The 21192-nt window shown below is 63.1% G+C and carries 19 protein-coding genes; 2 read left to right on the top strand and 17 right to left on the bottom strand.

The window, feature by feature from the left end; translation table 11 throughout:
• Positions 1 to 187, top strand: a 187-nt coding sequence (locus tag KUL93_RS00965) for a transposase (protein WP_217125261.1), incomplete at its 5' end; no start/stop codon positions are given.
• A 156-nt stretch (positions 188 to 343) separates the two neighbouring features.
• Here the strand turns inward: KUL93_RS00965 and KUL93_RS00970 are convergent.
• From KUL93_RS00970 to tolQ, 17 genes are all read right to left on the bottom strand, one after another.
• Positions 344 to 3535 (bottom strand): type I restriction endonuclease subunit R, encoded by a 3192-nt coding sequence (locus KUL93_RS00970; protein WP_217125262.1) that lies wholly within the window; start codon positions 3533 to 3535, stop codon positions 344 to 346.
• Positions 3536 to 3547: 12 nt separating this feature from the next.
• Positions 3548 to 4540, bottom strand: coding sequence for a virulence RhuM family protein/type II toxin-antitoxin system death-on-curing family toxin (locus KUL93_RS00975; RefSeq protein WP_217125263.1), 993 nt, complete (start codon positions 4538 to 4540; stop codon positions 3548 to 3550).
• Complete coding sequence (locus tag KUL93_RS00980; RefSeq protein ID WP_217125264.1) at positions 4537 to 5862, bottom strand: restriction endonuclease subunit S; 1326 nt, start codon at positions 5860 to 5862, stop codon at positions 4537 to 4539. Before KUL93_RS00980 ends, KUL93_RS00975 begins: the two co-directional genes overlap by 4 nt.
• 80 nt (positions 5863 to 5942) lie before the next feature.
• Positions 5943 to 7112: a Fic family protein gene (locus KUL93_RS00985; protein WP_217125265.1), complete on the bottom strand. Its 1170-nt coding sequence runs from the start codon at positions 7110 to 7112 to the stop codon at positions 5943 to 5945.
• Positions 7113 to 7310: 198 nt separating this feature from the next.
• Positions 7311 to 9008 (bottom strand): RNA/DNA-binding domain-containing protein, encoded by a 1698-nt coding sequence (locus KUL93_RS00990; RefSeq protein WP_217125266.1) that lies wholly within the window; start codon positions 9006 to 9008, stop codon positions 7311 to 7313.
• A gap of 1 nt (position 9009) precedes the next feature.
• A complete protein-coding gene (locus KUL93_RS00995) occupies positions 9010 to 10560 on the bottom strand; it encodes a class I SAM-dependent DNA methyltransferase (RefSeq protein ID WP_217125267.1) in 1551 nt (516 codons plus the stop codon).
• 16 nt (positions 10561 to 10576) lie between these two features.
• Positions 10577 to 11074, bottom strand: a complete 498-nt coding sequence (locus KUL93_RS01000) for a VOC family protein (protein WP_217125268.1) — start codon at positions 11072 to 11074, stop codon at positions 10577 to 10579.
• Between the two features lie 24 nt (positions 11075 to 11098).
• Positions 11099 to 11851 carry a response regulator transcription factor gene (locus KUL93_RS01005; RefSeq protein ID WP_217125269.1) on the bottom strand — a complete coding sequence of 251 codons (753 nt, stop codon included), beginning with the start codon at positions 11849 to 11851 and terminating at the stop codon, positions 11099 to 11101.
• Positions 11848 to 13902: a PAS-domain containing protein gene (locus tag KUL93_RS01010; protein ID WP_217125270.1), complete on the bottom strand. Its 2055-nt coding sequence runs from the start codon at positions 13900 to 13902 to the stop codon at positions 11848 to 11850. Before KUL93_RS01010 ends, KUL93_RS01005 begins: the two co-directional genes overlap by 4 nt.
• A gap of 6 nt (positions 13903 to 13908) precedes the next feature.
• Positions 13909 to 14622 (bottom strand): 7-cyano-7-deazaguanine synthase QueC, encoded by a 714-nt coding sequence (gene queC, locus KUL93_RS01015; RefSeq protein WP_217125271.1) that lies wholly within the window; start codon positions 14620 to 14622, stop codon positions 13909 to 13911.
• The gene (queE, locus tag KUL93_RS01020) at positions 14619 to 15266 is read right to left on the bottom strand and encodes a 7-carboxy-7-deazaguanine synthase QueE (RefSeq protein ID WP_217125272.1); all 648 of its coding nucleotides are present in this window, start codon (positions 15264 to 15266) and stop codon (positions 14619 to 14621) included. The genes queC and queE overlap by 4 nt, the downstream gene beginning before the upstream one ends.
• The gene (gene ybgF / locus KUL93_RS01025; protein ID WP_217125273.1) at positions 15263 to 16108 is read right to left on the bottom strand and encodes a tol-pal system protein YbgF; all 846 of its coding nucleotides are present in this window, start codon (positions 16106 to 16108) and stop codon (positions 15263 to 15265) included. Before ybgF ends, queE begins: the two co-directional genes overlap by 4 nt.
• Before the next feature lie 19 nt (positions 16109 to 16127).
• Positions 16128 to 16652 (bottom strand): peptidoglycan-associated lipoprotein Pal, encoded by a 525-nt coding sequence (gene pal, locus KUL93_RS01030; RefSeq protein ID WP_217125274.1) that lies wholly within the window; start codon positions 16650 to 16652, stop codon positions 16128 to 16130.
• A gap of 38 nt (positions 16653 to 16690) precedes the next feature.
• Positions 16691 to 17959 carry a Tol-Pal system beta propeller repeat protein TolB gene (tolB, locus tag KUL93_RS01035; protein WP_217125275.1) on the bottom strand — a complete coding sequence of 423 codons (1269 nt, stop codon included), beginning with the start codon at positions 17957 to 17959 and terminating at the stop codon, positions 16691 to 16693.
• 69 nt (positions 17960 to 18028) lie between these two features.
• Complete coding sequence (locus KUL93_RS01040; RefSeq protein WP_217125276.1) at positions 18029 to 18889, bottom strand: energy transducer TonB; 861 nt, start codon at positions 18887 to 18889, stop codon at positions 18029 to 18031.
• On the bottom strand, positions 18855 to 19292 hold the full coding sequence (locus tag KUL93_RS01045; protein WP_217125277.1) for an ExbD/TolR family protein: 438 nt from the start codon (positions 19290 to 19292) through the stop codon (positions 18855 to 18857). The genes KUL93_RS01040 and KUL93_RS01045 overlap by 35 nt, the downstream gene beginning before the upstream one ends.
• A gap of 23 nt (positions 19293 to 19315) precedes the next feature.
• The gene (gene tolQ, locus KUL93_RS01050) at positions 19316 to 19981 is read right to left on the bottom strand and encodes a protein TolQ (protein ID WP_217125278.1); all 666 of its coding nucleotides are present in this window, start codon (positions 19979 to 19981) and stop codon (positions 19316 to 19318) included.
• A 104-nt stretch (positions 19982 to 20085) separates the two neighbouring features.
• Between tolQ and KUL93_RS01055 the strand changes: the two genes are divergently transcribed.
• The gene (locus tag KUL93_RS01055; RefSeq protein ID WP_217125279.1) at positions 20086 to 21183 is read left to right on the top strand and encodes a hypothetical protein; all 1098 of its coding nucleotides are present in this window, start codon (positions 20086 to 20088) and stop codon (positions 21181 to 21183) included.
• The last annotated feature ends 9 nt before the right edge of the window (positions 21184 to 21192 follow it).

Genomic DNA, 21192 nt, shown 5'->3' on the forward strand with positions numbered 1-21192 from the left:
CAAGGCAAGCGTGCGCGCCAAGGTCGAGCACCCGTTTCACATCGTCAAGAACATCTTCGGCATGAAGAAGGTACGCTACAAGGGATTGGCGAAGAACACCGCGCAGCTCTACACGCTCTTTGGGTTGGCGAATCTGCTGATCGCCAAGCGGCGATTGTTTGCACTCAACGCCCAAGGTGCGTCCTGAGAGGGGCGAAATGAGGAAATACGCCGAGAAACGGGGCCGAAACCAGCCAAAAACGGCAGCGGAAAAGCCATTTCTTGCCCACCGAGGTGTCAATGTCGAAGGGATGCGGTCTGTCTCGCTCATTTTCAATCAAATGCTGATTTGTTCAGCGCGTCCCTAGGCCTCTTGGCACCAACCCGAGAGAATCGCTTCGGCCTGCGCCAGCACCGTCTGCACCGCGGCATCCTGCAGATCGGGTGGATAACCGTATTGGCGCAGGATGCGCTTGACCAGCACCCTGAGCCGCGCGCGGGCCGATTCGCGGTGCGCCCAGTCGACCGTGATGTTCTCTTTCAGGCGCATGAGCAGCTCGTGCGCGATGACGCGCAGTTTTGCGTCGCCCATCACCTGAATCGCGGACTCGTTCTCGGCCAGCGCGTCGTAGAAGGCGATCTCCTCGTCGGACAATCCGGCCTCTTCGCCCCGGCTTCGGGCGGCGCGGATGTCTTTGGCCAGCTGGATCAGCTCCTGCAGCACCTCGGCGGTGGTGATGGCGTTGGCGTGGTAGCGCGCCACGGCATTTTCCAGCCGTTCGGAGAAGGCCCGGGTCTCGACGACATTGGCCTTGGCGCGCGAGCGAATGCCGTCATCGATGAGCTTCTTCAAAGCCTCCAGCGCCAGGTTTTTCTGCTCCATCTGCTGCACTTCGGCGAGGAATTCGTCGGAGAGGATGGAGATGTCCGGGCTCTTGAGCCCGCTGGCTTTCAGGATGTCCACGATCTCGGTGGAGACCACCGCGCGGCTGACGATCTGCTGGATCGCCAACTCGCGCTCCTGCAAGGTCTTGCCTGAACCGGTCGCGCTCTTGACCAGCGCGGCGCGGATGGCCTGGAAAAAGCCCACCTCCTCGCGCACGGCGCGGGCCTCGTCGCTTGCCGCCGCCAGCGCATAGGCCTTGGAAAGTGCGAGCACCGCGTCCGAAAAGCGCCGGTGCGCCGCCTTCTTGCCTTCGGGCGTCGTCTCCTGCGCTGCCCATTGCTGCTGTTTGTCGAGAATCCACTCGATGGCGCCGGCCATCATCGAGAGCCGCGCCTGGGGCGAACCATCGAGCGCCGCGCGGTAGTCGAATCCATAGAACATCGCGCGCACGATTTCGAGCTTCTCTTGCAGCACGGCCACCGCCTCGGCCTCGTCGATGCCGGTCTGCGCGCGGTCGCGCGGCGAGTACTGGGCGAGTGCGTTTTTCAGGTTTTGCGCGATGCCGATGTAATCGACGATCAGCCCCGCGGGCTTGTCGCGAAACACCCGATTCACCCGCGCAATCGCTTGCATCAGCCCGTGGCCGCGCATGGGCTTGTCCACGTACATCGTATGCATGCACGGCGCGTCGAAGCCGGTGAGCCACATGTCGCGCACGATCACCAGCTTCAAGGGGTCGTTCGGGTCGCGCGCGCGTTTGGCCAGCAGCTCGCGCCGCGCCTTGTTGCCGATGTGTTTTTGCCACTCGGGCGGGTCGCTTGCTGCGCCGGTCATCACGATCTTGATCGCGCCCTGGGCATCGTCGTCGCTGTGCCACTGCGGGCGCAGCCGCACGATCGCGTCGTAGAGCTTCACGCAGATGCGCCGGCTCATGCAGACGATCATGCCCTTGCCGTCGAGCGCCGCCACGCGCGCCTCGAAGTGCTGCACGATGTCCTGCGCCACTTGCATGAGGCGCTTGTCGCTGCCGACCAGCGCTTCCACCGTCGCCCATTTCTGCTTGAGGCGTTCGCGGGTGGGTTCTTCCTCCTCTTCCAGGATCTCCTCGATCTCGGCGTCGATCTTCGGTTTCTCGTCCTCGTCGAGTTCGATGCGCGCCAGCCGCGATTCGTAGTAGATCGGCACCGTTGCGCCATCCTCGACCGCGCGGCTGATGTCGTAGATGTCGATGTAATGGCCAAAGACGGCCGGCGTGTTCTTGTCGTCGGCCTCGATGGGCGTGCCGGTAAAGCCGATGAACGAGGCATTGGGCAGGGCATCGCGCAGGTATTTGGCAAAGCCATAGGAAATCTCGCCGCTTTTGCCATCCACCTTGGCCTTGAAGCCATACTGGCTGCGGTGCGCTTCGTCGGCGATCACCACCACGTTGCGCCGCGTGGTGAGCGGCCCAGCCACCTCGCCGAACTTCTGCAAGGTCGTGAAAATCACCCCGCCCGCTGCGCGGTCGAGCAGCCGTTGCAAATCCTCGCGGCTTTGCGCCTGCACCGGCGTCTGGCGGATCAGGTCGCGGCACATCGAAAAGGTGGCAAAAAGCTGATCATCGAGATCATTGCGGTCGGTAATCACCACCAGCGTCGGGTTTTCCATCCCCGGGTGTTTAACCAGAAGACCTGCGTAGAACGCCATCAACAGGCTCTTGCCCGACCCCTGCGTATGCCAGATCACCCCGACGCGGCGATCCCCCGGCTTTTGCGCGCGCGCCGACGGCAGCCCATAGTGCGCCGGATCCTCCCGCACCACGTCCTTCGGCGGCAGCGCGCGCAGCGTCTGCTCCACTGCCTTTTTGACCGCGTGAAACTGGTGGTAACCGGCGATGATCTTGACGAGCCCCGCGCCCGTCTGCCCAAAGACGGTGAAATCGCGCATGAGCTCCAACAGCCGCCGCCGTTGGAACAACCCCTCGATCAGCGTCGGGAGTTCCGGTGCGCCCTTCGGGGCAATGTCCGTTCCGTCGGTGGTGCGCCACGGCATGAAGCGCTCGAAGTCGGCTGACAGCGACCCCACCCGCGCCGCGATGCCGTCGGAAGCCACGAGCAGCGCATTGGTGTGAAAGAGCGGGGCAATTTGTTGCTTGTAGGTCTGCAACTGGTTGAACGCGCCAACCAGGGTGGCCTGCTTCGCCCCTGGCGCTTTCAGCTCAATCACCGCAAGCGGCAGCCCATTGACGAACACCACCGTATCGGCGCGGCGGCGATGCTCACCGTGAACCACGGTGAACTGGCGCACCGCCAGCCAGTCGTTGGCTTCCGGGCGCTCGAAATTGATCAACCACACCTTGCCCGCGGTGAGCGTGCCATCGTCGGCGTGGTATTCCACGTCCACGCCTTCGGTCATGAGCTTATGCAGGCGGCGGTTTTCTTCGAGCAGACACGGCAGCTCGGCATGGGTCACCTTGCGGATCGCCTCCTGGCGGGCCTCCTCCGGCATGCCGGGATTGAGGCACGCTACGGCTTCTTCCAGCCGCCGCTTAAGCAGCACATCCTGGTAGCTTAGGCGCTCCGGGCGCGTACCATCGGGGCCGATCTCCTCCTCACGCGCAATCTGATAGCCGAGCGAGCGGAACTGGTCGAGTAAGGCTTCCTCGACGTTGGCTTCCGAGAGAAATGCCATCGCTCACCCCTCCTATTGCGCGCTGGGCAGAGCCAGCATGTTTTCGATCAGCCGGATCATGACATCCTTGTTCTTGGCGTCCGACTCCGCCACAAGCAAGGCGAGCGCGGCGAGCCCTACGTCGTTGATCACCGGCTCGCCTGCGCGGAAAAGCCGCCCATTGCGGGCGAGAAAATCGACGAACAGCATGGCCCCGCAGCGCTTGTTGCCATCCGAGAACGGATGGTTCTTGATGATGAAATAGAGCAGGTGCGCCGCCTTGGTCTCAATGGTGGGATAAGCTGGTTCACCAAACACCGTCTGTTCCAGGTTGCCGAGGATGGCGGCGAAGGCGTCCTCGCGCTCGCGCCCGAAGAGGTCGGAGGCCTCGCCGCGTGCCTGCAGATCGGCTTTGAGGCGCGCAATCGCGTCGCGTGCCTCGGCCAGCGTCGGCAAGACGCCGCCGGGGCTGCCCGCCGGGGTGGTGAGCAACCCCTCGTCGTAGCGTTGCAGCCACAGAAAGGTCTGGGTGTAGCGGGCGATCACATCCACCAGCCCGCGGCCTTGTTCGGCGGTGAGCGCTTCGCCCGCGGCGGCCTTCCTCACCAGCGCCAGCGCCGCTTCCAACTCGGCGGCGTTTTTCTCGAAGCGCTGGCGGTCGAGCGCATAGCCCTGGGTAAGGTACTCGCGCAGCACGCGCGTGGCCCATTGGCGGAAGCGCGTGGCACGGGTGGAATTGACGCGGTAGCCGACGGAGATGATGGCGTCGAGGTTGTAATACTCGATCTCGCGCACCACTTCGCGCTCGCCCTCACGTTGAACTGTTGCAGTTTTTGCAACAGTTGCCTCACGCTCCAGCTCGCCGCTAGCAAAGATGTTGCGCAAGTGGCGCGAGATCACCGACTTGTCCCGGTCGAAGAGGTCGGCCAACTGCTGCAAGCTCAGCCATACGTTCTCTTGCTCTACGCGCACCTCGACGCGGACATGGTCGCCTTCGTAGATGATGAAATCCGATTTAGGTTTCATAGTCCGCGCTCCTTGAGGAAGGCTTCGGCGTCCCGGATGCGCAGTTCGCCGGAGATCAGCTTGGGCAGGAGGGTGTCGCGGAGTTGGGCGAGGGTGCGGGATTCCCGTTCGTTTTGCACCAGTTGTTGATAGAGGGAGACAGCTGACCTTGTAAAACTTGTCAGCACCGGATCGGAAGGAACTACGACGCGAAGAGGCCGGAAGTTACCTTTGCTGATCTCTTGGAAAGTCGAACCGTTGGCGTTGCCGATGATGGCATCCATATTTTCCTTGCACCATAGCAGCATGAAAACGCTTGGCAGGGTGCCATTGCATTTCATCGCGATGAAACCCTGGTTGATCGCCGTCGGTACTTCGGCAATCGCCAAATAGCCGATGGGCGCACGTGAAGAGAGTAACACCGTGCCGACTGGCAAGAGTCCCGAGCTGATCTTTGCAAGACCAGCGTCCGTAATCTTTCGCTCCGTATCGAGCAAGACTGGAAACTTTAGTGCGGACAGATCCTTGGGTGTTGCCCAGCAGTGTTTACCGCCCTCCCAGAATTCCGATTCCTTGGTGCTGGGTGTAGAGCCACCACAGACCGTGACCTCTTCGCCTATGGTTGATAGGCTCCACCCCTCCGGAATCTCGCCCAACTCCGAATCGACGAGGCGGTCGGGAAAGAGGTCGTAGAGGTGGGCGGGTAGCCCCGGTAGCGATTCGCCGCGGCGCCAGCGGCCTTCCAGCTTGGCGCGCACTGGCTCGAAGTCCACGAACCACGCGCGGAACAGGGCGCGTGCCATGGCCTCCAGCGTTTCGTTCTGGCGGCGCAGGTTCTCGATCTTGTCGTCCAGCGTGCCGAGGATGTGGGCGATGGCGCGCTGTTCAGAGAGAGGCGGGAGATTTACCTCGATAATCTTAAATGTATCTCGCGTTATCGTATCGAAGACACCTCCATGCGCAACCTGTTTCATACCCAAAACGGCATGGCGTAATGCGTAGTAAATGAAATTTGTGTCCGCCAATCCTTTCCTGCCTCTGATTCCGTAGCAGGATTGGTTAAATGCCATTGGCTTTGCAACCTGAGCTACAACGCCAACCGTTCCCCTGGCTGAAATAATGATGTCGCCTCTATTAAGAACTGTTGTTGCGCTTTCAAGGAGTCCGCGTTCTGTAATGGATTTCTCTGCGGAATTTACCCATCGATAACCATTATTAAAGTCGGCTACGGAAAGCCACGGGATATCGCCATTCCAATATTCGGCAACGCTGGTCTTTGGTGTGCCACCACTGATTACATCAACCGCATCAGCAAGCGACAGTCGTTTCCACTCACCCGTCATTCCCAATCTCCTTCAAGCTGGCTTCAATCGCCGCATCCCCCACACCGCCTTCCCCTGCCGTCCCGCCAGTGCCGATTTTTTCATTCCTGCGTCTCCTCGAACAGCCGCAAGTAAGGCTCGAAGCGGAAGCGCCGGTTGCGCGCATAGCCCGTGATCTCGCGCAGCAGGCCGATGTCTTCCAGCCGCGCGACGATCTGGTTGGCGCCCGCGGGGGTGATGCCCAGCCATTCGCGCACGGTGGCGACGGTGACGATGGGGTGGTCGAACAGGCGGTCCATCACGCGTTGGCCGTTGGCGGCGGCGCGGCCCAGTTGCTCGGTGATCCTGGTGCGGTAGTCCTCACGCATGCGCAGGATGGCGGCGGCGGTGTGCGTGGCCTGCTGGCTGACCTCGGCCACACCGTCGAGGAAGAAGGCGAGCCAGCCTTCCCAGTCGCCGACGTCGCGCACAGCCTGCAGGCGTTCGTAGTACTCAGCCCGGTGCTGTTTGAAGTGGTGCGACAGATAAAGTACGGGTTTGGCCAGCAGCCGCTTTTCGGTTAGCAGAAAAGCGATGAGTAGCCGCCCGATGCGGCCGTTGCCGTCCAGAAACGGGTGGATGGTCTCGAACTGGGCGTGCGCAAGGCCCACCTGCACCAGCGGGGGTAGGCCGCCGCCATCGTGCAGGAAGCGTTCCAGATCAGCGAGCGCCTGCGGGACTTCGTGGGGCGGCGGCGGCACAAAGGTGGCGGTGGCGAGGGTACATCCAGCCGGGCCGATCCAGTTCTGGCTGCTGCGCAGCTCACCCGGTTGCAAGCGGCTGCCGCGCACCCCTTGCATGAGCTCGGCGTGGATTTCGCGGATCAGCCGCACGGAGACGGGCAGCTCGGCCAGGCGCACCAGGCCGTGGTTCATGGCCCGGACGTAGTTGGCGACTTCGTTCACGTCCTTGGGCGTGTCGGGGTCGAAGAGTTGGGCTTCGGCGGCCAGGAGGTTTTGCAGGGACGACTGGGTGCCTTCGATCTGGCTGGAAAGCACCGCCTCCTTGCGCACGTACATGAAGACGAAGAGGTCCGGGTTGGGCAGCGTGAGCACCGCGCCGTCGAGCCGACCCAGCGCGTAGTCGGCAGCAGAGAGTTTCTCGCGCAGCACGCCCGTGAGATCGAGCGGCGGGTTGGGTGGCAGGGGCGACGGGATGAAGGCGCGGTAGCCGGTGGGTTGACGAAGGTAGCGTCCGGCGCGTCCAGCCTTATTTTCATCAGCGTTGCTCATGGCGGCGAAAGGCTTTCCTGATTAACGTAGCGTTTATTATGGAGGCGTTTTCGTGTCCTGGACAACACAGCGTTCAACATGACGTCCTTCAAAACCCCAACTCCCGCAAGTTCGCCCCGATCAAGGCATTTGTTTACGCGACGTTGTTGTGGTGGGCGCTCAAATTTATGAGCGCGACGGGTCGATTTATGCGCGCGCTCATATTTTTGCGCCTCGCTCATACCAGGTGCCTTTGCGCTCGCCGTGGCGATTCAGTCGACCGGCTTCGACCAGCCGCGCCAGCAGGCGCGAGGCTTGATACGGGCCAATCCGACACAACTCCGCCGCTTCCCGGCGTGTGATGCGGCCGTGCTTTTCCACGTATTGCAGTACCATCTGTTCCTGCTGCAGGGGCTCGAAGCCGCGCTGGCGAACGTAGCCGGCCTTGTCGCCGAGCAGCCGGTAAATCGCCGCCGAGAGGTGCCAACTGCGCCCCTTCTTCTGGCCGCGTTCTTCGATGAGCCCTGCTTCGAGCAGGCGATGCAGCACGGCGCGCGCCTGGCTCTCGGGCTTTTGCGTCAGGCGCGACGCCTCATCGGTGGTCAGACTGCGCGTCTGCCACAGGACGTTGAGGATGAGCAGTTCATCCAGCCCCAGGTCACGTCCCTGCTGAGCCTCGGTCACGAGCAGGCGCACGAAGTCGAGATTGGCCGCGCCGCCTGGAATGACGACACTTACCGTCGCTTCGTTGCTTCGCACGTAGGAGGGGGCAGGTCGGCCATTGCGCAGTTGTTCGTAGAAGATGGTGTCGATGCCGCGCGCGGTGCGTTCGACGATGCCGGCCCGCTTGAACGCGTCGGCAAGCAGGGGGTTGCGCGGTCGGGGCGCAGTGACCAGCAGGTTATCGAGCCGCACCCCTTCGGGAAAACCGCCGGGGCTCATGATCTCGATCTGATCCCGCTGCCACTGAAAATGTACCGCCCCCAGGCGCTGGTAGTCGCGGTGGATCAGGGCATTGGCGAGTGCTTCCCGTAGCGCCCGCTCAGGATAGTCGGGCACGCCGACGCGCAAAAGACCCACCATCAGCTCTTCTTCTCGATTGCGGGCGCGGATGCGTGCTTCGATCTCCTCCATCACCCGCAACAGCGGCCAGCGGAAGAAGTCGTTTACCTCGACGTCTAGCCCCCGCAACACCTGAAAGGCGACCTCGTGGCTGGGAACGAAACGGCGCAGCGCTTCCTCTTGGCCAAAGAGCAATAAGGCGGCAAGCCGTACGCCGCGCACCGACCCATTGGCCTCCACGACTCCGAGCGCCTTGGCAAGCTCGAGATCCGACAGAGCAAGGAGCGCCTCGTCGCTGCGCCCACGCCGTTCGCGCACGCTGCGCCGAAAGCGCTCGAACTCCAGGGGGTCGAGATGTTCCCAAGCCGCGCCGGGCACGATCTGCGCCGAAGGATCAAGCAGCCCCCGGTCCGCCTGCAGGGACTGCACGGCAAAGCCATCCATCGGCACGCAGGCAGGTTTGCCATCACCGCCCAGGGTGCGGCGGAGAAAGACGCCCTCACTCGTCGCAACGGCTTGCCGCTGAGGGGGAATTTCGATGACGAGCACAGGCTTTTCACCGATGGTGACCGTCTGGACGGTGACCGCGAGGTTTGGGCGAGTCCGGTTGGCGATCAGGGCGGCGAGTTTGTCCGTATCGGTGCCGTAGCCGTGCCTTGGGCGTGCGCCGGTGATGCAGCCATCATCTTCCACGCCGATCATCAAATAAGCGGGTTCGGTGCTGCTACGGTTGGCCAGACACACGACCGCTTCGACGAGATCACGGTCGTTGAGTGGCACCCGCTCCTCGCCCTTGAATTCGACCGCGAGGGTTTCACCGGAGGCAATCATCGATAGGAGTTGCTCGGAAGTCATCTCAAAACCCCAACTCCCGCAAATTCGCCTCGATCGCGGCGTCCAACCGCGCTGCTTCCTCGCGCTGCTGCCGCCACTGGGCGGCCAGGCGCGCCATCTTTTCCGCAAACGGTTCGCCGTCGTCCTCCTGCTGTGCCGCGCCCACATAGCGCCCGGGGGTGAGGACATGGCCGTGCTGGCGGATTTCATCGAGCGAAGCTGATTTGCAGAAACCGGGGATGTCGGCGTAGTCGCCCGCGCCGGGCTCGCCGCGCCAGGCGTGGTAGGTATCCGCGATCTTCTGGATTTCCTCGTCGGTGAGTTCGCGCCGGGTGCGGTCCACCAGCACGCCCATCTGGCGCGCGTCGATGAACAGCACCTGTCCGCGCCGGTCGCGCCAGCCCTTGCCGGGGTTTTTGTTGCGGGCGAGAAACCACAGGCAGGCGGGAATCTGCGTAGAGTAGAAGAGCTGCCCGGGCAGGGCCACCATGCAGTCCACCACGTCAGCCTCGATCATGGCCTTGCGAATCTCGCCTTCGCCCGACTGGTTGGAGCTCATCGAGCCGTTGGCCAGCACCACGCCTGCGGTGCCGTTGGGGGCGAGGTGGTGGTAGATATGCTGCAGCCAGGCGAAGTTGGCGTTGCCCACGGGCGGCACACCGAAAGCCCAGCGCACATCCTCGCGCAGGCGCTCGCCGCCCCAGTCGGAGATGTTGAACGGCGGATTGGCAAGGATGTAGTCGAACTTGAGCTGCGGGAATTCGTCCTTGTGAAAGCTGCCTTCGCTGTTCCAGCGGATGTCGGCGTCGATCCCCCGCACCGCGAGGTTCATTTTGGCGAGCCGCCAGGTGGTGTAGTTGCTCTCCTGCCCGTAGATGGCGATGTCGCCAATGCGCCCGCCGTGCTCCTGCACGAATTTCTCACTCTGCACGAACATGCCGCCCGAGCCGCAGCAGGGGTCATAGACGCGGCCGCGGTAGGGTTCGAGCATCTCCACCAGCACACGCACGACCGAGCGGGGCGTATAGAACTCGCCGCCGCGCTTACCCTCCGCGCCCGCGAACTGGCCGAGGAAGTATTCGTACACGCGCCCCAGGATGTCCTTGGAACGATTGCCTTCCTCGTTGAGCGCAATGCCGGAGATCAGGTCGATGAGTTCCCCGAGCATCACCTTGTTGAGCGCAGGGCGCGCGTAGTCCTTGGGCAACACGCCCTTCAAGGACTCGTTGTCCTTCTCGATGGCGCGCATCGCCTCGTCGATCAAAAGGCCGATCTCGGGGCGCTTGGCGCCCGCCTGCAGATGCGACCAGCGCGCTTCCTTCGGCACCCAGAAGATGTTGTCGGCCAGGTACTCGTCCTTGTCCTCGGCGGCCTGCGGGTCTTCGGCAAGAAGCGCCCGGTGCTTGGCCTCGAAGGCGTCGGAAATGTATTTCAGGAAGATCAGGCCGAGCACGACGTGTTTGTAGTCGGACGGCTCCATGTTGCCGCGCAGCTTGTCGGCGGCCTTGAAGAGTTCGGCTTCGAAACCGAGGTTCGCGCCGTTGCGGTTCGTTGCGGTTGCTTTTTTTGCCATCGCGCTACGACTCCGGTCACCCCCCATCGCCCCCGGCCAACCGGTCAAACGCCGCAACAACCTCCGGCGGGGCTTGAACGAGCTCGATCAACACCCCTTCCCCGCTGATCGGCGCTTCGTCGCTGCCTTTCGGGTGGATAAAGCAGATGTCGAACCCGGCTGCCCCTTTGCGGATTCCGCCTGGCGCAAAGCGCACCCCTTTCGCGCTCAGCCAGGCAACCGCCGCGGGGAGGTCGTCGACCCACAGACCGACATGGTTGAGCGGAGTCTGATGGACTGCCGGTTTTTTTTCGGGGTCGAGCGGCTGCATCAAATCGACCTCGACCTTGCACGGGCCGCTACCCAGCGCAAGAATCGCCTCGTCGACGTTTTCCCGCTCGGAACGAAACGTTCCCGTGATCGGCAGCCCGAAACAGTCCACCCAAAGTCGCTCTAGCCGGGTGCGATCGAGCGCCCCCAGAGCGATCTGCTGCACACCAAGAATGCGAAAAGGTCGTTGCTCCGTTTGACTCATGAGAAGCTCCTAGCGAATGGGCCTTCAGGTGACTTGCCACGTGACGGGCAGCGCGAAGAGGTACCCCGCGCCATAAACCGTCTTGATCATCTTCGGTGCGTGAGGGTCATCCCCTAGTTTTTTGCGCAGGCGAGAAACCCGCACGTCGATACTGCGGTCGTACGCTTCGAGCGCGCGAACGCCGGCCAACTGCTCGCGCGACAGAATGCGGTTGGGTTGCCGCAGAAAACGGAGCAGAAGTTCCGCTTCGGCGGTGGAGAGGGTGAGCGGCTCACTGCCGTCACGGACCAACGCGAAGGTAGCGGCATCGAAACGCCACGGGCCGAAGTGCGCTACCTGCCGTTCGTCCGCGCCGTTCGTCGCTGCGTGCGCGCCAGACGGTGCTGTCCCCTTCTCGCCGCTGCCGGCAGCTTGGTAGCGCCGCATCACCGTTTTGGCGCGCGCGGCAAGTTCGCGCGGGTCGAAGGGTTTGACCAGATAGTCGTCAGCCCCCAATTCGAGGCCGAGTACCCGGTCGGCCACTGCAGCACGGCCGGTGAGGATGATTACCGCGCAAGGGTGGCGGGTCTGCAGTTCCCGCAGCAGATCCAACCCGTCGCGGTCGGGCAGCCCGAGATCGATGATCGCTAACTCCGGTGGCGCACTTTCGCAATGGGCAAGCGCAGCGCTCGCGGTGCCAACCTGGGTCACCGCAAAGCCGAACGGTGCGAGGGCACGGGCGATCAACTGCGCGATGTCGGGTTCGTCTTCGACGACCAGCGTGGGGATCGCACTCACCGCTCCTCCTTTTGCGTTGCCGGATGGGCCACGTTGCGGATGGTAACCGATCGCAGCGCCTCCGCCAACGCCGCTTGGCTCACCGGTTTTGCCAACGCCGGGACGTCGGGTAACGTTGGCGCTTCGTGCCAGTAACCACTCACCAGCACCGCAGGCAGCCCAGGACGCAGGGCCCGCGCTCGGGCGATCAGGGTGCCACCGTCGCAGCCGCCCGGCATCACCGCGTCGGTCACCACGACGTCGATTTCGGCCACGTGTTCGATGAGTTCCAACGCTTCGGCGCCGTTTTCGGCTTCGAGCACGCGGTGCCCGAGGCGCATCACCATCTGACGCAAGAGGTGACGGACCTCCGGTTCGTCTTCGACCAACAGAATCGTGAGGGAGCGGGGCACGGTTCCTGGTTGTGCGGCAGGTCCAGGGTCACTGGATGGCGCGGGCGGTTCGCACCGCGGCAGGACAAAGGTGACCGTCGTGCCGACCCCCGGTTCGCTACGGATGCGGATCGCGCCGCCCGACTGGCGAACGAAGCCATAGACCATCGCAAGCCCAAGACCGCTACCGCGACCGAAAGGTTTGGTGGTGAAGAACGGTTCGAACACGTGCGCCAGTACTTCCGGCGCCATCCCGCAGCCGGTGTCGATCACGTCGAACTGCACGTAACGCCCAGGCGTCAGGCCGTAACGCTGCGCTAAATCGGCCAGGATTTCGCACGGCAATACGCGGATCGTCAGGGTTCCGCCCGCTGGCGACATCGCGTCGCGCGCATTGAGCGCCAGGTTCAACAGGGCGTTTTCCAATTGGTGGCCGTCGGTGTGCGCGTAGAGCGGTGCTTCAGGCAAGCGCAGGTCGAGCGTGACCAGTTCGCCCAAGGTCCGCGCCAAGAGCACCCCAAGCCCACGCACCCGCTCGCCCACTTCTACGGGCGCCAGCGCCATCGGTTGCCGCCGGGAGAAGGTGAGCAAACGCTTGACCAGATCGACGCCGCGACGGGTTGCGCGAACGGCTGGTGCGATGTGCTCGCGCGCCAGCGACGCCAAGCTCCGCGCGGTCAGCGCTTCGTCGAGCGCTTCCAAATTGCCGAGAATGATCGTCAGCAAGTTGTTGAAATCGTGCGCGATACCGCCGGTGAGCTGCCCCACCGCCTCCATCTTCTGTGCCTGGATGAGCGCCTCTTGTTGCGCCCGCTGTTCCGAGATATCAAACGAGAGCACGAAGAAACCAACCACCTCATCGCCCCGCTTTTCCGGAACGACGGTACTACGGGCAAAGACCCGTTTGCCATTGGCGCGGGTGCGGTGGTATTCGTAGGTGACCCGCTCCCCAGTCAGCGCCCGCTCGAGATGGGTTTCGATTTGTGCAAACACTTCTGCGCCAACCACCTCAGCGATCGTCTGCCCGACGATCGCCTCGGGCGTCGTCTCGAACCAGTCGGCATAGACGCGGTTTGCGTAGCGGTAGCGCTGCTCGCGATCGACGTAGGCGACCATCGCCGGGATCGAATCGAGGATCAAGCGCAACCGCGCTTCCGAATAGGCCAGCGCCTCAGCGGTGGCTTCGAGTTCACGCTGCGCTTCGCGCAACTCCTGATACGCCCGCGCGAGCTCCTGGGTCCGTTCGCGCACGCGCGCCTCGAGCTGCTGGTTCTGCTCTTCGATCAGCCGCTCGTTTTGCCGCAGTTCGGTGATGTCGGTCCAAAGGGAGACAAACCCAAGGTTGGGGATTGGGACCCCCCGCACCGCAAGAATCCGACCGTTTGGGCGTTGCCGTTCGAAATAGTGAGGTTGAAAGGAGCGCGCCGCCGCCATTCGTTCTGCGACCAGCTTTTCGATCGCGCCGTCCCCATATTCCCCCCGCTCGGCGTTGAAGCGCACGAACGCCTCAAAGGGCGTCCCTTCGCGGACCAGCTCCGGCGGAAAATCGAGCAATCGGGAGAGCGCTTGGTTCCACGCCACCAGTTTCGGTTCGGCATCGAAGACCGCGATCGCCTGATCGAGGAGGTCGAGCCCCGCGAGCAACAGATCGTAGCGACGGCGATCCTGGGGCGAGGGCATCGGGCGTCACCCCGTCTGATAGCGAGTGGGATCGGGCAAACCAGCCGCAGCAAAGCCGGCGGCACGCAAACGGCAGGAATCGCAGCGGCCGCACGCGCGCCCCTCGGCGTCGGCCTGATAACAGCTCACAGTGAGCCCGTAGTCGACCCCAAGCGCCACGCCGCGACGGATGATCTCGGCCTTGGAGAGATAGAGCAACGGCGCATGCACCCGATAACGCGCCCCCTCGACCCCCGCTTTCGTCGCAACGTTGGCCAAGTGCTCGAACGCCGCGAGGAATGGTGGGCGGCAATCGGGGTATCCTGAATAATCGACCGCGTTCGCGCCGATGAAGAGATCGGTTGCGCCCACCACTTCCGCCCACGCGAGCGCAAGCGCCAACAGCACGGTGTTGCGTGCCGGGACATAGGTGATGGGGATCGTCGAGCGTGCCGTTTCGCCTGCGGATCGCAGCGCCCCTTCGGGTACCGGCAGTGCCGGATCGGTGAGCGCCGAGCCGCCAAACGCATCGAGTGAGGCCTGCGCGATACGATGTTCGGCAACCGCAAACGCACGCGCGACCCGTTTCGCTGCGGCGATTTCGGCAGCGTGCCGTTGCCCATAGGCCACCGTGAGGGCGTAGAGCTCAAAACCACGCGCTGCGGCTTCGGCGAGCACCGTCGTCGAGTCCAACCCCCCGGATAGGAGCACCACCGCTTTGGGTTTCGCGTACGCGGTCATCGCCCACGCTCCTCACCCCACAGAACTTTGTGCAATTGCAGCTGAAACCGTACGGGGAGCCGGTCGGCAACGATCCACTCGGCCAACAGGTGGGGAGGAAGGCTGTTGGCAACGGGCGACAGGAGCACGGCACACCGTTCCCTGAGCCGATGTTCGGTGAGTACCGTTTTCGCCCATTCGTAATCGGCGCGATCGGCGATCACGATCTTGATCTCATCGGTGGGTTTGAGCGCACCGAGGTTTTGCCAAAGGTTCTTCTCCTGCTCTCCGGAGCCGGGGGCTTTGAGGTCCATCACCACCGCAACGCGCGGGTCGACGTCAGCAATCGACAACGCCCCGCTCGTTTCCAACGAAACGTCGAACCCCGCGTCGGCAAGCGCACGCAGCAGCCGATGCACTGCCGGTTGCGCCAACGGTTCACCACCGGTGACACAGACGGTACGCACGCCGCGCGCCGCCACTTCGGCGACCACCTCGGCTACCGTCTGCCGCGTGCCGCCTTGAAACGCATAAGGGGTATCGCACCAGCGGCAGCGCAGCGGACAACCGGTCAGCCGAACGAAGGTCGTCGGCAATCCGACACGCGACGACTCCCCTTGAATCGACGTAAAAATTTCGCTGACGCGCAGGACCGCTTCACTCATCGCCCCAGCCGCTCGCGCGCGATCTTACCCGCTGGCGTGTTCGGATAGCGCTCCGTCAACCGACGCAACATATCGGTGGCCTCTTTGCGATCGCCCAGCCCTTGCAAGGCATTGGCCAATCCCAGCATCGCGTCGGGAACGAGCTCGTGCCCCGGATGGTCGAAGACCACCCGCGCAAAGTGTTGCCGCGCCTTTTCATACTGTTTGTGTTGCAACGCAGCCGTCCCGGCCCAGAAGTGCGCTTCGACCGCCTGCGGGTCCGACGGATACCGAGCCAGGAACGTCTCGAAATCCTTGAGCGCCGCGTCCGTTTTCTGCGCTTGCAGCTCGCGCAACGCTTGCCCAAAGAGCGCTGCCGCCTCGGCGCGCCCCGACTGAGGCGCATTTGCAGTCGCAGAAGCTGCGGAAGTCGGGGATGCCGGAGCCGGAGATGCAGCGGCCGCAGTAGCCGCGGGCGCACCCGTGCTGCCACCGGCTGCCCCTCCCATTTCACTGCCGGGCGCCGCAGAAAGCGGCGGCGTACCCGCAGAGGCAGAACCAGCGGCACTGACTGCCCGCAGCCGCTGATCGAGATCGAGGTAGAAATCTTTCTGCCGCTTCTCGAGCTGTTCTAAGCGGTAGCGCAGCTCTTCGATCGCTCCCTGCAGCCGGGCTAACTCCTGCTGCCGAGCGTTTTCGCGGTTTGCTGCATCGAGCGCGAGACGGTTGACCCGCTCCTCGAACGCCTGCACCTGCCCCTGTAGGGCTTCGAGCCGTTTGGCGTCGTCACCAAAGAGCGCCCACGCAGGCGACAGGTTCGCCAACGAGAGGGCGATGACCATTCCCCACCGTTTCGCGCTCATACGCTTGACCCCTTTTGCTTCAAAACTCCCCTTCGTAGAGGATATCGGCACGCCGGTTCTGTGCATAGCACGATTCGTTCCGTTCGGTACAGACCGGTTTCTCTTCGCCCAAGCTCACCGCTTCGATGCGCTCAGCCGCAACCCCGAGCGCCGCAAGCGCCTGCTTCACCGCTTCGGCACGTTTCTGCCCCAGCGCCAGGTTGTATTCGCGGCTTCCCCGTTCGTCGGCGTTGCCCTGAATCAGCACCTTGACCGTCGGGTATTTCTGCATCAGTTGCGCGTGCGCCACCACGAGCGACTGGTACTCGGGCTTGATCTCGTAGCGGTCGAAATCGAAATAGATGCTCCGCTTATGGGCGGGATGGGCGGGATTCTTGATCTCGGCCAAGAGCGCCTCGGACGGAGAACCGCTTGCGACCGCAGACGTCGACACGTCTCGATCAGACACCCCAACATTACCCTCTTCGGTTGGTGTCGACGAACAGGCTGCCAGAACAGCTGGCGCGACCATCACCACCATCCACTGCTTCAGACGAAGACCCATCAATCAGCTCCTTTCGTAGCACAAGTTGAACACTCTGTTCATCGCGGCAAACGCCCCCAGGCAGGTTCGCGCACGTCGGCGCCGGAAGCGCTCAGACGCAAACGCACCCGCCCATCGGTCGAAACCGCAGCCAGAACCCCTCTGCCACCGACCTCGGTGGCATAGACGATCATATGACCCGTCGGCGCGAACGCAGGCGATTCGTCCCGCTCCGAATCGGTCAGGATTTGACGATAGCCGGTGGTCAAATCGTGGTGAACGACCCGAAACCGCCCATCGATGCGGGTGATATAGGTGAGCGCTCGACCATCAGACGAGACATCTGGGCTCACATTGTAGCTGCCTTCGAAGGTGATGCGCTGCGCGTCGCCCCCGGTTGCCGGCATGCGGTAGATCTGGGGTGACCCGCCGCGATCCGAGGTGAAATAGAGCCATTGCCCATCCGGAGAAAAGACCGGTTCGGTGTCGATCGAACCGGAACGCGAAACGCGAAACGCCCGGTTGAGCGTAAGATCGAGCACATAGATCTGCGAAATCCCATCCTGGGTGAGCGTCACCGCCAATTTGCGCCCATCGGGCGACCAGGCCGGCGCCGAATTCGATCCGCGGAAATTGGCCGCGACCCGCCGCTTGCCAGTTGCCACCTCATGGATATAGACCACCGGCTTTTTGTTTTCGAACGAAACGTACGCAAGCTGATGCCCATCGGGCGACCAGGCCGGCGAGATGATCGGCTCAGGGGAGACGAGCGCGGTGGCCGCATGGCTGCCGTCATACTCCCCAACCTTGAGCTCGTAGCGGTTGCCGCTTTTTACGACATAGGCCAGACGGGTCGCAAAATACCCTGGCACCCCGGCAAGCGCTTCATAGACCAGATCGGCGATGCGATGTGCCGTCACGCGCACCTGCGCTGCATTGAATTGGATCGCGCGGCTTGTCAATTCGCTACGCCGCACCGTATCGAACAGACGCACCCGCACCTCCCAAAGGCCAGGGGCAATGGCGTGCACCGAACCGGCAAGCACCGCTTCGGCACCCCGCTGCGTGAGCGCCGCATAGTCGGGAATCAGGTCTTCCGGTACCCGCATCCAGCCGACATCGATCAAGCGAAAAAGGGCGCTCCGCTCAAGGTCGGCACGGACGACCTCAGTCACAGATTGCGGCAGCGCCTCCTCATTCACCAGATAGGGGACGGCCACCGCGATCTGCCGGCCGCTCGCCCCCGTGATTTCGATCGCGAGCTGGGCCGCAGCAACCTGAATCCCCAACCACCAAAGCAACACCCAACAGGTCAAAGTGCGCGTCATGCCGACCATTGGTACCTCACCGGTATCCTTCGAATCGAAGGGGGACATTATAGCGAACTAAATATGATATCACTGAGCCAGGGGCCGCAGAATCAAACGCAATTCCCGCTCGAAAAGACGCCGGTCTGGCGGCGTTGGCAAGGGGCTCGCGGCCCGAATCGCTCGCTCGAGCGCCGCATCGAGCGACGCAAACCCCGACGAGCGCACCAGACGCACCTCAACGACCGTGCCATCGGGCAGTTGCACCACGTCGAAAACCGCTTCCGGGTTACCGACCACGCCGGGCGGCACCACGACGTGTTGGCGCACCTTGGCGCGAATCGCGTCGATGTAGCTGGCCCGCGCCACCTCACTGATCCCTGAAGGCGCCCCACTGCGACCCTGCGCAAGCGCCATCAAACGCTCCTGAACCGGGTCGGAACGCGGTGGTTCTGGCTGCGGCGGCTTCTGTTCCGCGGTCAGACGCCGCTGCACCAGCTGCTGAAAATCGTCGATCGGCTCGGGTTTCGGCTGAGGTTTGGGTTCTGGCTTCGGTTTGGGTTCCGGTTTCGGCTCCGGCTTGGGCTCAGCTTTCGGCTGCGGCTCAGGCTTGGGTTCCGCCTTCGGTTCAGGCTTCGGTTCTGGTTTTGGCTCAGGCTTCGGCTCTGGCTTGGGTTCCGGCTTCGGGGTAGCACGCGCCGCAGCGCCCTCTCCAGGCGTCGCGGTTCGTGCCCGTTCCGTGGTCGCAGCGATCGGCGCCACCAGATCAACCACCACCGGTGCAGGCGGCGCGTTTTGCCAGTCGAGCGAAACCAGCAAAAGCGCCGCGAAAAAAAGATGGACCGCCAGCGCCAGCGTCCACGCCAGCGCGCGACGAAACCCCTCAGAACGGCGCGGTGCGTTCATCGTTTGCCAGTCACGACGCGGGCCGCGGCGCTTTGTCCCGACCATCGCCGGTACTTGTCTGTAGCCCCACCCGCGTAAAACCCGCCCCGCGCAGGCGATCGAGCATCCCCATCACGGTTTCGTAGGTCACCCGCCGATCTGCAGCAATCACCACCGCCAATTCGGGATGCTCGGCCTGCATCGCCCGCAAGGCGCGCAACAGCGCGAGCGGCTCCATCGCCACTTCTGGGGCCGTCGCGCTCTTTTTCAAGCCGATCGAACCGTCGGCGTGGATCACCACCACTGCGGCTTCCGAGCTCGGCGCAGGAAGTTGCGCGACGCTTGGAAGCTGAACCTCGCCAAGTTGCATCATCGGCGCGGTGACCATGAAGATCACGAGCAGCACCAGCATCACGTCGATGTAGGGCACGACGTTCATCTGACTCATCAACGCCCGCCGACGCGCCATCGCTTCGTCCCCTTGCCTCTCCGTCAACGCCCGATCTGGCGCTGCAACAAATTGGTCATCTCGTCGATGAAGGTTTCGATTTTCACCGAGAGCCGCTCGATATCGTGGGTAAAGCGGTTATAGGCGATCACCGCGGGAATCGCGGCAAAGAGGCCGATCGCGGTCGCGATGAGGGCTTCGGCAATGCCTGGCGCCACATGAGCAAGCGTAGCGGAGGCCATATTCGCCAACCCGCGAAACGCGTTCATAATGCCCCAGACCGTTCCAAATAGCCCAATATACGGCGACACCGACCCGACTGAAGCCAAAAACGCCAGATGCGCTTCGAGCGCGTCCAACTCGCGCTGATACGCCACCAGCATCGCCCGTCGGATGCTGTCGATCGCACCGCCCCGCTCCCTTTGTCGCAGCCATTCGCGATACCCCGCCAGAAAAACCAGCTCCATCGGCCCGGCGTGATCGAGCCGCGCCTCCACCCGTTCCGCCAACTGATCCAAGCGGGCTGCGTTCCAAAATTGCGTTTCAAAGCGCTGCGTCGCACGGCGCGCAGCCCGAATCTGCATCGTTTTGAGAAAGATCCAGTACCACGAAAACAAGGACAGGGCAACCAGCAGCGCCATCACCAGCTGTACCGGCAGGCTTGCCTGTAAGATAAGGTGGGTAAGCGAAAGATCGGCTGTCTGCGTCATCGTAACCAGCAAGGGGAAGGCAAAGAGTGCGTAATTATAGCGAAAAAGGCTCCATTTTTTGGCCTACTGGCGCTTGTGCCTTTCCTCGTGCTAGGATTGTGCGCATGGACGGGTTTGCCACGATCGGAGGGGCGCTCGGCGCACCGCCCCCCTACCTCACCGCGCTTGCGGAAGGGGTCGAAGCGATCGTTCGTCTTTCCGCCACGGAAACCGAAGCGATCGCCCTTGACATCGCCAATGGCGATACCGCCAGTGCGTGGGCGCTGCTCAAGCCCCGCATCAGCGCAAAAACCGAGAACCACGCATTGTGGCAACTGGCCTATGAACTGCTGACGCTCGACGGATCTGCCGAAGCGCTGGAGCAACTTTCGGAACAATACGCCGCCATTTTCGGCAAACTGGCCCCTTTCGCGCTTACTCAGAGCGATAAGGCACAGCCGCACGGCGAGCGACGACGCTGGATCCGGTGGCCGTCAGAACTGACCGCACAAAACGCGCGCGATTTCGTCACCCACTGGCCCAACAACCCCTCGCTTCACTTCGACCTTGCGGACGTGCGCGCCATCGCCCCGGAAGCCGCAGCGGAACTAACCCGGGCGCTCGCCGAAAAGCTGCGCGCCGGGGGGCACCTGCGCTGGCGCGGCCTCGAGAACGGCATCTTGGTGTTGCACGCCCCGAACACCCTTTTGTCTTCTGCTGAAGAGATCCAATTGCTGCTCCTCTGGCTCAGCGCTGCGAAGCGGGAAGAGGAAGCCGAAGCGCTCGCGCTCGAATACGCGCTGCGCTTTGATAGCACCCCACCTGACTGGTGCTTCAACCACGACGCCAACCAAAGCGCCGAAGAGCCGGGAACAACGAAGCTGGCACCGGAACGAGACGCCGCCGCTGACAACCTGTTGGTCTTACCGGCACAGATGACGGAGCACCACGCCATCGCAATCCTCAAACGAATCCAGAGCGCCGCTTCCACCGGCACGCTGCCGATCCCCTGTGAGGCGCGGCGGCTCCAGAGGTGGCCGTTTCGTAGCCTTGTGCGCTTGGGCCACTTCATCCGCCGCCAAGCCACCTCGCCGCTTCAGCCCACCGCACAATCCGTTCTGCTGCAACTGCACCATGCGCCGCTCTGGTTCCAATTGGTCGTGCCACTAGCTGGCCTTGCGCCATTCCTGCAATTCGCCGACAATAACGCTTCCTCTCAGTGAACCCAGATC

It is taken from the genome of Hydrogenophilus thiooxidans (genome assembly GCF_019049855.1).
GTDB lineage: Bacteria > Pseudomonadota > Gammaproteobacteria > Burkholderiales > Rhodocyclaceae > Hydrogenophilus > Hydrogenophilus thiooxidans.

Excerpts from the sequence above, each read along its gene's own strand:
- KUL93_RS01010 (WP_217125270.1), bottom strand. The coding sequence starts at position 13,902 with ATGCCCTCGCCCCAGGATCGCCGTCGCTACGATCTGTTGCTCGCGGGG.
- KUL93_RS00995 (WP_217125267.1), bottom strand. The coding sequence starts at position 10,560 with ATGGCAAAAAAAGCAACCGCAACGAACCGCAACGGCGCGAACCTCGGT.
- KUL93_RS00970 (WP_217125262.1), bottom strand. The coding sequence starts at position 3,535 with ATGGCATTTCTCTCGGAAGCCAACGTCGAGGAAGCCTTACTCGACCAG.
- KUL93_RS00980 (WP_217125264.1), bottom strand. The coding sequence starts at position 5,862 with ATGACGGGTGAGTGGAAACGACTGTCGCTTGCTGATGCGGTTGATGTA.
- ybgF (WP_217125273.1), bottom strand. The coding sequence starts at position 16,108 with ATGAGCGCGAAACGGTGGGGAATGGTCATCGCCCTCTCGTTGGCGAAC.
- KUL93_RS01000 (WP_217125268.1), bottom strand. The coding sequence starts at position 11,074 with ATGAGTCAAACGGAGCAACGACCTTTTCGCATTCTTGGTGTGCAGCAG.
- KUL93_RS01055 (WP_217125279.1), top strand. The coding sequence starts at position 20,086 with ATGGACGGGTTTGCCACGATCGGAGGGGCGCTCGGCGCACCGCCCCCC.
- KUL93_RS00975 (WP_217125263.1), bottom strand. The coding sequence starts at position 4,540 with ATGAAACCTAAATCGGATTTCATCATCTACGAAGGCGACCATGTCCGC.
- tolQ (WP_217125278.1), bottom strand. The coding sequence starts at position 19,981 with ATGACGCAGACAGCCGATCTTTCGCTTACCCACCTTATCTTACAGGCA.
- tolB (WP_217125275.1), bottom strand. The coding sequence starts at position 17,959 with ATGACGCGCACTTTGACCTGTTGGGTGTTGCTTTGGTGGTTGGGGATT.
- queC (WP_217125271.1), bottom strand. The coding sequence starts at position 14,622 with ATGACCGCGTACGCGAAACCCAAAGCGGTGGTGCTCCTATCCGGGGGG.
- KUL93_RS01040 (WP_217125276.1), bottom strand. The coding sequence starts at position 18,889 with ATGGTCGGGACAAAGCGCCGCGGCCCGCGTCGTGACTGGCAAACGATG.
- pal (WP_217125274.1), bottom strand. The coding sequence starts at position 16,652 with ATGGGTCTTCGTCTGAAGCAGTGGATGGTGGTGATGGTCGCGCCAGCT.
- KUL93_RS01045 (WP_217125277.1), bottom strand. The coding sequence starts at position 19,292 with ATGGCGCGTCGGCGGGCGTTGATGAGTCAGATGAACGTCGTGCCCTAC.
- KUL93_RS00985 (WP_217125265.1), bottom strand. The coding sequence starts at position 7,112 with ATGAGCAACGCTGATGAAAATAAGGCTGGACGCGCCGGACGCTACCTT.
- KUL93_RS00990 (WP_217125266.1), bottom strand. The coding sequence starts at position 9,008 with ATGACTTCCGAGCAACTCCTATCGATGATTGCCTCCGGTGAAACCCTC.
- queE (WP_217125272.1), bottom strand. The coding sequence starts at position 15,266 with ATGAGTGAAGCGGTCCTGCGCGTCAGCGAAATTTTTACGTCGATTCAA.